Annotated in this window: 15 protein-coding genes; 2 read left to right on the top strand and 13 right to left on the bottom strand. The window is 26.7% G+C overall.

Annotation, left to right across the window (positions count from 1 at the left end):
* Positions 1 to 123 precede the first annotated feature (123 nt).
* The 6 genes from VN21_RS16315 to VN21_RS16290 all read right to left on the bottom strand — a co-directional run bounded on the left by VN21_RS16315 (position 124) and on the right by VN21_RS16290 (position 7,793).
* Positions 124 to 1,047, bottom strand: a complete 924-nt coding sequence (locus VN21_RS16315; RefSeq protein WP_046824193.1) for an LCP family protein — start codon at positions 1,045 to 1,047, stop codon at positions 124 to 126.
* Positions 1,048 to 1,285: 238 nt separating this feature from the next.
* On the bottom strand, positions 1,286 to 2,161 hold the full coding sequence (locus tag VN21_RS16310) for an FUSC family protein (RefSeq protein ID WP_025161502.1): 876 nt from the start codon (positions 2,159 to 2,161) through the stop codon (positions 1,286 to 1,288).
* A gap of 225 nt (positions 2,162 to 2,386) precedes the next feature.
* Positions 2,387 to 4,699, bottom strand: a complete 2,313-nt coding sequence (locus VN21_RS16305) for a glycoside hydrolase (protein WP_046824192.1) — start codon at positions 4,697 to 4,699, stop codon at positions 2,387 to 2,389.
* 54 nt (positions 4,700 to 4,753) lie between these two features.
* A complete protein-coding gene (locus tag VN21_RS16300) occupies positions 4,754 to 5,644 on the bottom strand; it encodes a glycoside hydrolase family 73 protein (protein ID WP_052952125.1) in 891 nt (296 codons plus the stop codon).
* A gap of 135 nt (positions 5,645 to 5,779) precedes the next feature.
* Positions 5,780 to 7,153, bottom strand: a complete 1,374-nt coding sequence (locus tag VN21_RS16295; RefSeq protein WP_046824191.1) for a sensor histidine kinase — start codon at positions 7,151 to 7,153, stop codon at positions 5,780 to 5,782.
* Positions 7,146 to 7,793 (bottom strand): response regulator transcription factor, encoded by a 648-nt coding sequence (locus VN21_RS16290; RefSeq protein WP_046824190.1) that lies wholly within the window; start codon positions 7,791 to 7,793, stop codon positions 7,146 to 7,148. The genes VN21_RS16295 and VN21_RS16290 overlap by 8 nt, the downstream gene beginning before the upstream one ends.
* A 183-nt stretch (positions 7,794 to 7,976) precedes the next feature.
* On the opposite strand from VN21_RS16290, the gene VN21_RS16285 reads away from it, so the two are divergent.
* Positions 7,977 to 8,513, top strand: a complete 537-nt coding sequence (locus VN21_RS16285) for a GNAT family N-acetyltransferase (RefSeq protein ID WP_046824189.1) — start codon at positions 7,977 to 7,979, stop codon at positions 8,511 to 8,513.
* A 138-nt stretch (positions 8,514 to 8,651) separates the two neighbouring features.
* Here VN21_RS16285 and VN21_RS16280 read toward each other — a convergent pair whose 3' ends face one another.
* The 7 genes from VN21_RS16280 to VN21_RS16250 all read right to left on the bottom strand — a co-directional run bounded on the left by VN21_RS16280 (position 8,652) and on the right by VN21_RS16250 (position 14,391).
* Positions 8,652 to 9,125: a hypothetical protein gene (locus VN21_RS16280; protein ID WP_046824188.1), complete on the bottom strand. Its 474-nt coding sequence runs from the start codon at positions 9,123 to 9,125 to the stop codon at positions 8,652 to 8,654.
* 117 nt (positions 9,126 to 9,242) lie between these two features.
* Positions 9,243 to 10,607 carry a PTS ascorbate transporter subunit IIC gene (locus VN21_RS16275; protein WP_046824187.1) on the bottom strand — a complete coding sequence of 455 codons (1,365 nt, stop codon included), beginning with the start codon at positions 10,605 to 10,607 and terminating at the stop codon, positions 9,243 to 9,245.
* Between the two features lie 27 nt (positions 10,608 to 10,634).
* Positions 10,635 to 10,907: a PTS sugar transporter subunit IIB gene (locus tag VN21_RS16270; protein ID WP_021430754.1), complete on the bottom strand. Its 273-nt coding sequence runs from the start codon at positions 10,905 to 10,907 to the stop codon at positions 10,635 to 10,637.
* Between the two features lies 1 nt (position 10,908).
* Positions 10,909 to 11,310, bottom strand: a complete 402-nt coding sequence (locus VN21_RS16265) for a PTS sugar transporter subunit IIA (protein ID WP_046824186.1) — start codon at positions 11,308 to 11,310, stop codon at positions 10,909 to 10,911.
* 17 nt (positions 11,311 to 11,327) lie between these two features.
* Positions 11,328 to 13,343, bottom strand: a complete 2,016-nt coding sequence (locus tag VN21_RS16260) for a BglG family transcription antiterminator (RefSeq protein ID WP_046824185.1) — start codon at positions 13,341 to 13,343, stop codon at positions 11,328 to 11,330.
* Positions 13,344 to 13,515: 172 nt separating this feature from the next.
* Entirely contained in the window at positions 13,516 to 14,115 is a 600-nt protein-coding gene (locus tag VN21_RS16255) for an SdpI family protein (protein WP_046824184.1), read from the bottom strand.
* Positions 14,116 to 14,133: 18 nt separating this feature from the next.
* Complete coding sequence (locus tag VN21_RS16250) at positions 14,134 to 14,391, bottom strand: autorepressor SdpR family transcription factor (RefSeq protein ID WP_046824183.1); 258 nt, start codon at positions 14,389 to 14,391, stop codon at positions 14,134 to 14,136.
* A gap of 216 nt (positions 14,392 to 14,607) precedes the next feature.
* On the opposite strand from VN21_RS16250, the gene VN21_RS16245 reads away from it, so the two are divergent.
* The gene (locus VN21_RS16245) at positions 14,608 to 15,123 is read left to right on the top strand and encodes a helix-turn-helix domain-containing protein (RefSeq protein ID WP_046821908.1); all 516 of its coding nucleotides are present in this window, start codon (positions 14,608 to 14,610) and stop codon (positions 15,121 to 15,123) included.
* Positions 15,124 to 15,142 lie beyond the last annotated feature (19 nt).

Here is a 15,142-nt window from a genome sequence, read left to right as displayed (position 1 = left end):
TAATTCATTTTTTTGTTTATACTTTTAATATAATTTCAAATGCAATTTTTAATTATATCACTAAACATACTATACTTATTTCTCCTTTAAAAAAGACGGGTGCTACCACTGACACCCGTCTTTTTATTTTATATATTTATGTAATTGTTTTATATTCTCTTCCATGTTAGCATCAATAACCCACATTCCATTAATTGTTTTTGTTTCAAAACTTCCTTCAACAGGAATCATGTATTGATTTATTTTATAATTTTTTTCGTTTTGTATTTTTTCTTGTATATATTTTATATCATTTACTGGTATATTTGTACTAACTTGAGACATCATTTCCATATTCACTTCAAACTTTTTATCAGACTCTAAGCTTTCATATTTATTTATTATAGACTTTAAAACTGTTCTTTGTCTTTGAGTTCTTTCATAATCTCCATTTCCTTCTTTTCTTATCCTACAATATGCAACAGCTTGTCTTCCATTTAAATTTTTAGCTCCCATTCCCTCAATATAATCAGTTCCATGAGGTAATTTTTCTATATTATTAATTTCATCTAAATTTTTATTTATTTGATTTGCTTCATAATCTTTAAGTTCTATATCTACTCCACCTACTAAATCAATTACTTTAGCTAAGCTAAAAAAATCTACACTTACATAGTTCTTTAAATTCAAATCAAAATTTGAGTTTAAAGTGTCAAGTGCTAGTTTAGGCCCTCCATATGCATATGAATGATTTAGTTTTTCTTTTCCATGACCATCTATCTCTACCAATGTATCTCTTAGTATAGATACCAAGTTAACTGTTTTATTTTCTAAATCTATGTTTGCAATCATTATAGAATCGGCTCTAGCTTTTTCTTCTTTACTTCTTCTATCTAATCCAAATAAAGCTATATTAATAATCTTCTGATTTTCAATTTTTTCACTTTTTGTTTTCTCAATAGACACTTTTTGCTTTTCATTCCTATCTTTTATTAATAAGTACAATGCTGATATAGGTAAAATTATTACTATTAATAAAATTAAAATAATTTTTTTATTAAGTTTCACAAGTTCACATCCTTATTTATTTATGTATTCTTTAATTATTAATGATTAACTAAATTTCTTAAGCGTAAAAAATTCGCTTCGCTCATGTCGCCAACAACTCTGTCCGTTGCTCAAAATGTCATTTTTTACTTTCGCCAAAATATTTGTATAACTATGTTGTATAAGTTATCCACAAATATTTGTTAAGTATAAATTTCTTAAGCGTAAAAAATATCCTCGATATTTTAACCCAGGACATTTATTCGATAGATTCATTAAACTCTTTTAGAGTTTTTATTTCTTCTATTATCTTACTTAAATGGTAATTAAATACAGGACTCTTGTTTTCTTCAACATCAAAACAAATTTCCTCTGTGTTGTACAGTTCTTTTATTGCATTAAAGTTTTCTTTATTTAAATACAACTTATTTTCCAATAACTCTATAGACTGCATATGGAAATAAATTTCCCTACATATGCTTATAGATTTTTCTAAGTTTTCTATATCTGCTTCGTATTTACCACCATAATCTAACTCATCAGTTAATTTTGAATATATTTTATCTAATTGTTGTATGTTCTTTTTGAATATATTTATATCTAAACTTTCTTCATTTACAATTTTTGACTCTATAAGTTGTATAGCTGATTTTTCTATATTTTTAAATTCATTTATAGTCTTGTCTAAATAATTAGGTCGTGCTATTAAGTAGTTTGTAACTACTCCTATAACTACACCCACTGATGTATCTATAACCCTATGTATAGAGTAGTATGCTGGATTGTATGTTCCAACACCTAAGTGTATTGCTAAAAATGTTACACATGATACTACTACAGAGTTCACTTTTAATAAATTACACGCATATATAGTTAGCATTATACCTATTCCACATAAAATAGGTTCTCCTGGCTGTATAAGTGCAAATAAAAATCCTATTATACCTCCTACAATTGTTCCTTTTACTCTGTTTAGACCCGCTTTCATAGATCCTTTAACTGTATCTTGAACAGAAATTACACATGCTATTGCGCAGTAAAAAATTTTTTGAACAAGAAATTGCCCCAATAAGATACATAGCATTACAGCTATTCCTGTTTTTATGGTTCTCATGCCCATTTTCTGTAGCTTCACTATATTTACCTCCTAGTATATCTCCGATTAGTCATTACTATTTATTTTGTCATTAATATAGTATAATTTATTATTTAACATTTTGGTATACTTAAAAGTATTTATTTTGTAATTTATTTTTACCCCACTTTTTTTAATATAATCAGTTAATAGTTATACTATACAATTATAGCACATTAAAATAGAGTATCTTATTTAGATACTCCACTTTAACTATTTTAAAATTTATTTGGGACTATAAGCAGTTTTTCCTCCATTATCATATATAATAAGAGAATTTGCCTTTACAGTGTCGTTTTTGTATTTAAAGTCTTTATTAGAGAAATTTGCTACAACTCTCAAATCATCTCCATAGCAAGTAGTTTGTACTAATCTATCACTACTTAAAAACTCGAAGTCAGTCATAGGTTTATTTATAGCTTTTTTATCAAACTCTGACCAAACTTTATCATGGCTTAAAATCTCTTTTTTATGTTTTTCCCATTCACTCTTATCTATATGATACATAGGCGCTGTATTATATAAAACTTCTTTCATCATTCTATTTTCAACTTCACCTTGTATTTTGAAAGTACCCCATAGCCAATGATCAGAAGTTACAACTGAATCATTATAAACTAGTCTAAATAGAGGAAGTGAATATGCTGGATCTATAAATATTTTTTTGTATAAATCTTTAACCGGAACTTGTTTTGCAAATACTTCTGGAACTCCCCCTGTAGGTGAATAATATTTACCTACATAATACTCACTCTCTTTATTTTTATTCATGTCTGGATCTACCCATGAAAAAGCAGGTGTCTCAAGTCCATGTGCAAATGCTATAGTCGTACTCGCAAAATCATTTCCGCCTTCTGACCCTACAACCATATTTTTATCATCTCTTATATAACTCATTCTTTTTAATCTTGCATTTAAATCTTGTTCTTGTGTTGTAATGTGATTTTTAGAATAATCATCATAGATTTCTCCAGTTGCATCACAATCTATAAACCATGAGTTAAATTTATATCCCTCATTAAGTATCTTATTTACTCTTGATTTTACACTAGGCATAGCCAATGTAGGGTTTAGTTTTCTACCTGTTCCTTGGAACCCTTCTAATTTTTTTCCATTTTTATCTTCTACTGTTGCATTATCATATAGTGATTTATCATCAAACTTAGCTGTACTCCATTTTTCCTCACCTGGCTTATGAATTGAATGGTATGAATCATAAGGTCCAACTAAATATCCATAATCATTAGCTTTCTTTACAAACTCTGGAGAAACATATCCTGCCTCTAAATCATCAAATCCTATCCAAGCATTATCTAATCCTGATTTTTTCATATCATCTAATACATCTATTGTATTGTTTCTTGCCCAATAAGTTGTTGGAGTTGTTGAATCTTTAAGCTTTGATTTTAATAACTCTTTATTTAATAAAATTAATTCATTTCTATTTAAATTGTTTATTCCCTTTTTTACAACATCTTGAGTTTCTTTATTTAAATCTTTAAATACATTAGGATTATAAAATTCTTTTAACATCATAACTGAATTAAATCCTCTTACTATAGTTTGTTTTTGGTACTTATCTACATAGTCTTGATTTTTTACAGCATCTAAAACATTTGACACTTCTTTTCCATCTTCTACTTTTGTATTTAAAAGCTCTTTCATCCAGTTTATGAATTCTTCATCCATGTTTTGTCTTAATAAATTCCACTTAATATCATCCACAGTAATTATAGATTTATCCCAGAAGTAAATCTGTGGTGCTCCATATAACTTTTCTATGTTTTTATTTTCCTTTGCTTTTTGTGCTAATGTTTTAAATTCTCCGTTTTCAATTACAAAATTCTTGTAATTTTTAGCTACATCATTTACATTTTTATCTGTTATATATACCCTAAATCCATAATCTTTATTTTTGTTTATACTTGGATATTCATGAGTAAAATCAAACTTTATATTACTCTTTGTATCAAATTTTATTTCATCATTATATTTATTTTTCATTATATAAGTGGCTGCAAAGTTACTTTTATTTACTGAGAAAAATTGCATAGAAAAACTTTCTATAGTATTAAATATTTGCTCATTTAAATACTCTTTCCAGTACTTATCATTGCTTGGTATAAACTTTCCTTCATTTATAGGAATTACATAACTTTCACCACTAACACTTGGCCAAGTAAAAGTGTTAGCTTCTTTAGATGTTGATTTTATATCTACATCTAAGTAGTTATCTTTCTTTTTTATGTCTACATTAATATGTTCATCTGGGTATGTCCACGAAATTTCATTATCTTTCTTTTTTAAATTAGTAACAGATCTCTCTTTCATAGGTTCTGATATAATTTCCTTTTTACCATCAACATCTACAGATACTTGAAAGTTTTTAGGATTAACGTCATATTTAAAATCTAAGTTATTAACTTTTTCTACCTTAGCTGATATATCTTCATCACTTTTAGTAAGCACGTTACTACACCCCGCTAAGCTTGTTCCTATAAGTACAAAGCTTAACAATAACGATATTTTTTTATTCATCTTTATCACCTCAAAGTCATTTTAGTTTATTTTTGTTACACGTATGTTACAGTTTTATTTACTCTGAACTTCATTATCTATAAGCTGTAAATTATATTGCTTTATTATTTCGATTAATCTGTTTGCATAAACCTTTTGGCCTTTTTCATTTGTATCTGTGCTATAACCTGCATTTTGCAAAGCTTTTGCCTGATATATATATGTCTTAGCACTAAATACCCCGTTGTTTTGGTATCTTTTATTTTCATATAAAAACTTTGCATGGTCATCAATTGATTGACCTGCATCTTTATATTTTCTAAACTTTCCATTTACAGTGTTGCTTTTGAATTCTCTAGTTTCTAAAGTTACATACTCCCCTTTCCAATTTACGTCTGCTTTTATTCCAAATAAGTTATTATAATCCTTAGCTAATCTTGACTGCCCCCATCCTGATTCTAATATTGCTTGTGCTATAGTTATAGATGGTAAAACTTTGTATCTTTCATAGTTTTGTATTGCATCATCTTTTATGGAATTTATAAATTTTGTATAATCACTATTTTTACTCAACCTTTGTGGCATTACTCCAAAATCACTAAGTTGATTTATATAGCTATGTGTTAAACTTTTTTCAATCTTATTAAATTTAAGTTTACTTGTAACCTCATCAACACTATTTAAAACTTTTGCTTCATTATTATCATTTAAAAATAATTTAGATACTTTTTTCATTTCTTCTTCTTTAACATTGTTTAAATCATTCTTCTCCATAACTCCAATTATAGCCGTCACATACTTCCAGTTAATTTGAGCCTTATTATCGCTAATTTCATCTGCTACATTTATAAATTTTGAAACATCTATATCTTCTTTATTTATATCTTTTAAAGAATAAAAACTTATCATTATATAAATTAATCCTATTAAGACAACTATCACAGCCAAAAAACCTTTGTTTTTCATAATGTCACACTCCTTATGTATTTGTTATGTGATTATTATAAAAAAAGTTTGTTTCATGAATGTTACAAAACAAAAAGTTTGATTAAGCATAAAAAAGGAGGCTATGTAAATTTAGCCTCCTTAATATTTTTTTATTTAGAACTCTATAAAAAATTCTATATAATCATTTTTTAATTTTGTTCCGTATGTTAATTTTTGTGCATCTAAAATTTCCTTTACTAAACTAAGCCCTAATCCTGTTCCAGATAATTGTCTATTTCTTGATTTTTCTAATACGTAAAATGGTTTCCATATATTATCTAATTCAGATTCTATTATTCCATTAGCCTTATTAGATACATATATATATACTTTTTCTTTTCTTATTAAAGATATGTATATCTTATCATCAAGAGTATATTTTATAGAATTACTTATTAAATTTCTTAGAACAATTTTTATTCCTTCTATATCCCCCTCAATCATGAATTCATTTTCATCTATATTTAAATTAACCTCTACATTATTTTCATTTATAATCAATTTATATTCATCTATAATTAACAATAATATTTCTTTCAAGTCAAATGAATTTATTTTAACTTCTCTTTTTTCATATTTTGAAAGATAAATTAAGTTGTTTATTATATCATTCATCTTTTCACTTTCTTCTATTATTGTATCTAAATAAGTTCCATCATCTATTCCATCTTGAATTCCCATAGCATAAGCTTTTATAAGTGCTATAGGTGTTTTTAGCTCATGCGATGCTCCACCTATGAATATTTTTAAATTTTCATTTCTTTTATTTAATTCATTTTGTGCTTTTTGTAAACTTACGCTCATTTGATTAACACTATCCGCTAATTCTTCTATTTCATCATTTGTTTTTATTTTTTCTGTTCTAAAGTTTAACTTTGCTATATCTTTAGATAATAGTTTTATTTTTTCAAGTGGATCAATTATCTTTTTAGATAAAATAAATGTCAATAATATTACTATTAATACTGACAAACTATTAAGTATCAAATTAAATTTATTTATTATAGAAATAGTTTCTTGAGAATGTTCTATAGGCATTGATATTGCAAATATATAATTATCTTTCAATATAAACTTTACTAATAAACTGTATTTTAGATTTCCCTGATTATATATTTTATTAACACTCTTTTCCTTCATATCATCAATTAAGTAATGAGAAATCCAAAATTTCTTAAGTTTTATATCTTTCTTTTCAAACGCTTTTATCAATACTTCAGTTATATCACCTTCATTTATTCCATTTTCCGCATCTAAATGAGTATAGATTATATTTATTCCATATTTATCCTCTATATTATCTATGTCTTTAATAATAGTATCTGATCCTAATTTTTCAATTTCATCTCCAACAGTATTTATAATTTTCTTCTTTTCATGTAAATAATACTTATGAATAAAAATATTATTTATAGTTAGTGATATTATAGATACAATTACTACAACTAAAGATATGCTAATGGCTAGTTTTTTATTAAGTTTAGTCATTATGTTCCTCCAAACTATATCCCAATCCTCTATGTGTAACTATAAAATTCTCACCTATTTTTGTTCTTAACCTTCTTATATGAGTGTCTACTGTTCTAAAATCACCAAAGTAATCCATACCCCAAACCAAATCAAGTAATTTTTCTCTTGAAAGTATTACACCTTTGTTGTTTATAAAGCACTTTAATAACTCAAACTCTGTTTTTGTAAGTCCTATATCCACATTATCTTTAAATGCTTTTGTAAATTTAAAATCTATTTTTAAATTTTTAATTGTAACTATATCATTGTACCCCACAAGTTTTTTAGCTCTTATTATTAAAATTCTAGGATCAAATGGCTTTCTTACATAGTCATCAGCTCCAAAATTGAGAGCATCTACCTCATCATCACTCTGACTTTTTGCTGTTAACATCATCACCTTGATGTTGCTGCTTTCTTTTATCTCCTTGCAAACTTCTATTCCATCTATTTTAGGCATCATCCAATCTAGTATAGCTAAATCAATTTTATTTTTATAAAATACTTCTAAAGCTTCTTCACCATTGCTAGCATTAAAAACATTAAATCCTTCTTTTCTTAAATAAGCTTCTATAATTTTTAGCATACTTAATTCATCATCCGCAACTAATATATTCATCGTTTCACGTCCATTCGTATTTAAGTTTATAAATATATTATATATTATCATCCAATTTTTACACTAATGTTACAAAACTATTATATAATTTCTTTAAGCGTAAAAAAGGTTTCATAAGTTTTACAAAGAATCATATTTATTTAAATAAGGTTTATTAATCTTTGAATTAAAAGGAGGTTTTATATGAAAGAAATTAAATTAAAAAATGGTAAAACTGCAATTTTAAGATCACCAATAAAAGAAGATGCCCAAGCAATGATAGACTACCTAAATATAATAGGTGGTGAAAGTGATTTTATAACCTTTGGTAAAAATGAATTTTCAATGAGCGTAGAGGCAGAGCAAGATTATATCAAAAGAATAAATAGTATGGATAATTCTAAAAATGTACTAATTATTATAGAAGATGAAATCGTTGGAATAGCTTCTATTACTTCTGTTCAAAAGGAAAGAATGAAGCACAACGGAACCTTAGGAATAAGCCTTCGAAAAAAATATTGGGGTATAGGTCTTGGAAGTGATATTATGGCTTATCTTATCAACTGGGCCAAATCTAATAAAATAACAAAGAAAATCAACCTTTTAGTTAGAGAAGATAATATTAGAGGCGTAAAACTTTACGAAAAGTTTGGGTTTGAAAAAGAAGGACTATTGAAGAAAGATATATGTGTAAATGGTGTTTATTACAATACTATAGCTATGGGGTTGTACATAGATTAAATTTTACTTTAGATAAGTACGTTATAGTTATTTCATTCACACAAAGACTTGAAGTTCAGTCTTTAAGTGTTTCTTCAATAACTATAACGCACTTATCACTAATACAATTAATGACTTAACTATACTCGTTTTCTCTCTCTATTTGAAGTATTTTCCATATGGCTTAAATTCTTTTAATTCCTCAATAATTTCATCTAATTTGTTAAATTCTTTTTTTACATCATTTCCAATTAAATCTGTTAAATAGTCAAATAAAGCTTGACCATTTCCCTCCATTATAAATCCTGATAAATTAACTTTATCTTTGCTCTCAAGAACTATGATAATTAACTGTCCAGTACTTATTTTATCTAAATAGGAAGAATCATCATTATCTATATTATTTAGATGTTCTATAGTCAATTCTATTTGTGCTTTTTCTTCTTCACTTAATAGTTTTTCAATAACACCCACATTATCTATTTTGTAAATTTTTGAAATATCTTCAAAACTATAGTCTTCATTGTTTTCATCCATATTAAAAAAATCCTCTAGTGTAATTTCTTCTGCATCATAATTCTCAATTAAGTTTTTTGATATATTATCTATGCTATATTTATTTTCATTGTTCATTCCCCAACATCCCCCTTAACTTAATATATATTTTAAATAGTATATAATCTAATACGCTTTTTCAATAAAATATATATTTAAAAGCCTATTAAAATAAATTTTAATAGGCTTTTTTAATTAATTTTCTATTTTTGATGATTTATCTTTATTAGAACTAATTGTTAAAATAACTAGTATTACAAGTATTCCTAAAAGCACTGCTGTAAGTCCATATCCTCCAACTAAAGCTTGTACCTTACCTAAGAATATTCCAGCTACTCCAAAATCTCCATCTGAGAAAGTAGAGTTTGCAACGCCTAAACTACCAAGCACAGGAAGTAATGCTACTGGTAATAGTGATATTATTACTCCATTTACAAAAGCTCCAATTACAGCTCCTTTTCTACCACCTGTTGAGTTTCCAAATACTCCTGCTGTAGCTCCTGTGAAGAAATGAGGAACAACCCCTGGTATTATTATTACAAGTCCTGCTGCTGCAAGAGCTAACATCGAAACTATACCTCCGATGAATGAACTTAAAAATCCTATTAATACTGCATTTGGTGCATAAGGGAAAACTATAGGGCAATCAAGTGCTGGTTTTGAATTAGGCACTAGTTTGCTAGCTATTCCTTTAAATGCAGGAACTATTTCATTTAAAACTAATCTAACTCCATTTTGGATTAATATAAATCCTGCTGCGAAAGTTAATGCTTGTATCATTGAAAATACTATAAAGTTTTTACCACCTGATAACTCTGATTCAATAAACTTAGGTCCTGCAACAAGTGCAACTACTATATATAGAGTTAACATAGTTATTGATATAGAAACTGCTGAATCTCTTAAGAAACTTAGAGACTTAGGAACTTTCATTTCCTCTGTTGATTTTGAATTTTTTCCAACAGCCTTTCCTATTGATGCAGATATCGCATATCCAACTGATGAAAAGTGACCAAGTGCTACTGAGTCATTTTTAGTTATCTTTTTCATGAAAGGTTGACATATAGCCGGAGAAATTACCATTAAAAGTCCTAGTGCAAGTGAACCCGTAAAGATTAAGTGAGCTCCACTCATTCCACCTGATATTAATATAACAGCTATCATACAAGCCATAAATAATGTATGATGCCCTGTTAAAAATATATATTTAAATTTCGTAAATCTAGCTATAAGAATATTTACTATCATACCAAATGTCATTATAAGCGCTGTAGCTGTACCGAATTTATCCATAGCAAGTGCAACTACTGCCTCATTATTAGGTATAACTCCACTTACATTAAATCCATACTCAAACATTTTACCAAATGGTTCTAGTGAACCTGCTATTATACCTGCTGAAGCTGCTATTACAACAAATCCAACCATAGCCTTTAAAGTTCCTTTTATTATATCTTCAATAGGCTTCTTTTGTAATAAAAGTCCTAATAAAACTATAAATCCTACAAGCACTGATGGCTCAGATAAAAAGTCGATAGTTACTTTTAAAAAACCACTCATCTATGATGCCCCCTCTTTATTTAGGTTCTAGCAACCTAATTTTTCTTGTAATTTAGCTTTTAATTCATCTTTGTCAAATAACGCATCTAAAACTATTAAGTTTGGTAAGTGAGATGCACTATCTTCTAAGTCTCTTGCTGTTATAAATATATCCGCTTGATCAGCTGTTGCATCTGCTAAAGAACTATGAGAAACTTCGTATCCACTTAATCCTAATTCACTTAATACTTCATTAACATTCATCTCTACCATAAAACTTGATCCTAATCCTGATCCACAAACTGCCATTATTCTATTCATACTACATTACCTCCATTATCTCTTTTTCATTATTTAAATTTAATATTGTATTTAATTTATTTTGATCCATACATACTTTAGCAACCTTTTGCATAATTTCTAGATGGGAGCTACTATCAGTTGCACTTAAAGTGAAAAATAAACTAACTTCTTTACCTAAAAAATCTACTGGCTTATTTAACTTCAACAAACATAAATCTGTTTTTAATGCTCCATCTTCTGGTCTTGCATGCGGCATTGCAATTTTAGGTGCTATGCAAAAATATGATCCAAATTCATCAATTTTGTTTAATATTGCTTCATAATAAGAATCATTTATTGAATCCCTTTTTTGTAAAATATCACAAGTAATTTTGATAGCTTCTTTATAGTCATTTACATTGTCTAAAACTTTAACTATCATCTCTTACCCCCCCTTGCTTATCTTGAGTATTTATTTATAACTTCTAAAACTTCATCTTTATCTTTACTATTTAAAATTTTATCTATATTTTCTTTTTTACTAAGCATTTTAGTAAGACAAGCAAGTGCTTTTATATGTGTTTGATTATCTTTTGGAGCTAAGCTTATAAGAATCTTAACTTTATGTTGCTCTTTCCCAGAAAAATAAATTTCTTCTTTAAATGTTGTAAGAGTCATGCTAACTTTATTTACTCCATCTTCTGGTCTTGCATGTGGCATCGCAACCTTTGGAGCTATAACTATATATGGGCCTAATTTTCTTACATTTTCTATCATAGCCTCTATATAAGAATCTTTAACATATCCTAAATTCTTTAGTGGATTTGCACTAACTCTTATTGCGTCTTCCCAATTTGTTGCTTCTTGATTTAAATAAATAGTATCCTCATTTAGAAGTTCTCTTAATGTTGCTTTATAGCTTTTTCCTTTTTCTCTAGAAGAAATTACAATATTTTTAATTTCTTCTCTTAACTTTTCCTTATTTGAAATAGTTGCGTATTTTTCTACTCCATTTATAATTTTATTTATAAACTCTTGTTCAAAATTAAATACAGATTGCGTATTTGATATTTGAGAGAGTAAATTTTGCTTATCTAAATCTGTAAGTATAGGATTTACCTTTATAGCTTGTTTTTGGTTTAAGTCTACAGTAGTTATAGCAAAATCATAGTACTTTTCATAATTTTCAAAATTCTTCAGAGACAATATATCTTGAATTTCTATCAAGTCAAATAACTGCTCTATCTGATTTTTAAGAAGCTGTGAAGTTGCCATACCTGAATTACATACTATAACAATTTTAGGAATTTTAATTTCAACTCCCATTTTTGAACTATATCCTCCAAAGTACATAGCTATATATGCTATCTCATCATCATTTAAATATATATCTAAGTTTTTCTCAATAGTTTTTACAACTTGTTTTGTAAATTGATATATTGATTTATACTTTTGCTTTACTTCACTTTTTATTAAGTTTAAGTAGTAAATTCCATACCTTATTTTAAATATAGAAGGTATAAGATGATTTAGTATATTTTTGGATAACACATCATAATCTTCTATTGATATACAAGAAATCTTTTCAAACTCTTTTACCATCATATTAACAGGAAGAATATATTTACTATTAAGTTCATTTTGATAAAAATAGTTTCTTATATCTTCATCTTTTGTAAAAAACGTTTGTATATAATATACTTCATCTTCATCAATATTATTGTTTAGGACTTTTCTAATTATATTTAATAATCTTTTAACCTCTTTGTGAGAGTCCAGACTATCTAAGAAATTCTTATCTTCATTTTTAAAAGTTATAGTATCTTTATTTTTTACATAATAGTTTTTATAAAAAATTGCTAAATACATAAGTATATAATTTGCGTTAGTATTTTTTAAAATATTTAGATTTTCATTTTTTATTAAAACCTTTATATCTTCAAATACTTGAATATACCCATATTCATTAAAAAAATAATTGTATTCATTGTATAAGTTTATAAATAGATATCTTTTAGAATTATTACTTCCAATCAACTTATATCCATTTTTAGCTTCTAATTCTAATTTATATTTACTTATATATTCTCTAACATTTTTGATATCGTTTAAAACAGTATTTCTACTTACTAAAAGCTTGTTACAATATCTTTCTATTGTTAATTTTTCTAAAGATAAAAATAAATCGATTATTATACTTATGCATCTTTCTTCTGAAGATAATATATAATCATCTTTAGAGTACTTAAGCACCTTTCTTATCTTATCTTTATCTTCTGAGTTTATATGATAACCTAAGTTCCTTACATTCGATATTTCTAAATTATATTTTTTTATGTGATCATTAATTTTTGAAATATCGTAATAAACTGTTCTTCTAGAAATATTTAATAACTTAACTATTTTTTCAATCTTTACATATTCATGATTCATAAGTATATCTAATATATCTTCTAGTCTTTTATTAAGTTTCATATGTTCTTCCTTTCTTAAGTTCATTATATAACTTTTTATTTTTGCACAAAAGACAAAATATGCGCACATTTTTTATGCAAATTTTTGTACTCATCTTAATATATTAACCTAAATTAATAGTTTATTTAAATCAAAAGTATAAAAAATACCTATCAAATTTGATAGGTATTTTTTATACTTTTAGCCCCTTCATTTTTTTATAGTAAAATATAAACGAATACGCTCCTGGGATTATTATCCACAATAATATGCATATAGTTGAAGATGTTTCTATTTTAAAGAAAAATGCTGATATAAACATAATAATTGCTATTGGAAAAGAAATATATCCTAAAATTTTATGAGCTAATTTCCAAGTATCTTCATCTCTTATAGTCCAAGGAAGTCTTAATCCTAAATATCTATTAAATGGTATTTTAGGTGCAGAATTCCCAAATACCATAATTAGAATAGATACCAAAGTAACTATAACCATATCATTATTTTCTAAATTTAATAAATTCTTAGTTGATGGCATTATAGTCAATAAATAAAATCCTATAAAGACTAACATACTAAGTCTATTCAAAAATCTCATAGTCTTAATTTTAGGATTTCCTTCTGATAAATTTGATACCTTTGATGCTTTGATATCTAAAATTATCATTGAAATAATAGCAATTGCTACAACAACAGTAAAGCTCAAATTATTTTCTGGTGCTATTGTTCCCCAAATTATAATTAATAACGATGCTATAGAAAGCACTATCCCTGTAATATCAATCTTTTTCATATATACATTCCCCCTTTATTATTTTTGAAATATATCTAAAAAATTCCCTAAAACTTCTTGAATTACAGAAGTATTTATAGAATAAATTACAAACTGTCCCTTCTTTTCAGAACTTATAAGTTCTGCATCTCTTAAAATATCCAAATGTTTGGATATAGATGGTTTTGACATGTCAAAGCGGTTAGATATCTCCCCTGCACTTAAATCCTGTTTATTCAAAAGTTTTAAAATTTCTCTTCTAGTTTCATCACTTAAAGCTTTAAACACTTTTCCCATAAATGTATTCCTTCCTTTATATATTTAGCTAATTAGTTAAATATCTATATATTTATTATATTCTAGTTACTTTTAAATTGCAATATCTGCTGAATATCATATTCTATCACCTTTCTTTTATTAAGGTTAATTTTCTTAAACGTAGAAAAAGATATCACACTAATGTACTGCGCCCCAATTGTTGGACTAAAAATCTAATGATTGGGGTGTTTTTATATGACTAAATACGATTTTAGTTTTAAACTAAAAGTTGTTAAATCTTATTTAAATGGAGAAGGCGGATTTCTTTCACTATCAAAAAAATATGGAATTCATAATAATAGCCAAATTCAAAAATGGGTAAATGCCTATAACATATTAGGTGAAGATGGGCTAAAAAGAAAAAATAGAGATACCTGCTATACTGTACAGTTCAAGCTAGATGTTATAAACTATATGTTAATAACTAAATCTAGTGCACAAGAGGTCGCTAACCATTTTAAAATGAACAATAGTTCACTTATATCAGCATGGAAACAGAAATTTTTAAATGATGGTATAGATGCCTTGTCTAGAACGAAGGGGAAACCATCCATGAACAAAAACACTAAAAAAGAAAAAAAGTTAACAAGAGAACAAGAGTTAGAATATGAAAATACACTGTTAAAAGCGGAGCTTGCATTTTTAAAAAAGCTGCGTGCTTCAGGAATGAATGTTCCCGAAAGGTTAAAAACCGATACGAATCAAAAGTAATTTATGATCTTCGCAAGGA

The sequence above is a fragment of the Paraclostridium benzoelyticum genome (assembly GCF_001006285.1).
Taxonomy (GTDB): Bacteria; Bacillota; Clostridia; order Peptostreptococcales; family Peptostreptococcaceae; genus Paraclostridium; species Paraclostridium benzoelyticum.
The sequence above is the reverse complement of the archived record's forward strand: the minus strand, read 5'-3'. Positions and strand labels throughout refer to the sequence as shown.

What these genes read in the sequence shown, in the direction of transcription:
- VN21_RS16245 (WP_046821908.1), top strand. Translation starts at nt 14,608, where the DNA reads ATGACTAAATACGATTTTAGTTTTAAACTAAAAGTTGTTAAATCTTAT.
- VN21_RS16305 (WP_046824192.1), bottom strand. Translation starts at nt 4,699, where the DNA reads ATGAATAAAAAAATATCGTTATTGTTAAGCTTTGTACTTATAGGAACA.
- VN21_RS16295 (WP_046824191.1), bottom strand. Translation starts at nt 7,153, where the DNA reads ATGACTAAACTTAATAAAAAACTAGCCATTAGCATATCTTTAGTTGTA.
- VN21_RS16280 (WP_046824188.1), bottom strand. Translation starts at nt 9,125, where the DNA reads ATGAACAATGAAAATAAATATAGCATAGATAATATATCAAAAAACTTA.
- VN21_RS16265 (WP_046824186.1), bottom strand. Translation starts at nt 11,310, where the DNA reads ATGATAGTTAAAGTTTTAGACAATGTAAATGACTATAAAGAAGCTATC.
- VN21_RS16255 (WP_046824184.1), bottom strand. Translation starts at nt 14,115, where the DNA reads ATGAAAAAGATTGATATTACAGGGATAGTGCTTTCTATAGCATCGTTA.
- VN21_RS16290 (WP_046824190.1), bottom strand. Translation starts at nt 7,793, where the DNA reads ATGAATATATTAGTTGCGGATGATGAATTAAGTATGCTAAAAATTATA.
- VN21_RS16260 (WP_046824185.1), bottom strand. Translation starts at nt 13,343, where the DNA reads ATGAAACTTAATAAAAGACTAGAAGATATATTAGATATACTTATGAAT.
- VN21_RS16275 (WP_046824187.1), bottom strand. Translation starts at nt 10,607, where the DNA reads ATGAGTGGTTTTTTAAAAGTAACTATCGACTTTTTATCTGAGCCATCA.
- VN21_RS16270 (WP_021430754.1), bottom strand. Translation starts at nt 10,907, where the DNA reads ATGAATAGAATAATGGCAGTTTGTGGATCAGGATTAGGATCAAGTTTT.
- VN21_RS16250 (WP_046824183.1), bottom strand. Translation starts at nt 14,391, where the DNA reads ATGGGAAAAGTGTTTAAAGCTTTAAGTGATGAAACTAGAAGAGAAATT.
- VN21_RS16285 (WP_046824189.1), top strand. Translation starts at nt 7,977, where the DNA reads ATGAAAGAAATTAAATTAAAAAATGGTAAAACTGCAATTTTAAGATCA.
- VN21_RS16300 (WP_052952125.1), bottom strand. Translation starts at nt 5,644, where the DNA reads ATGAAAAACAAAGGTTTTTTGGCTGTGATAGTTGTCTTAATAGGATTA.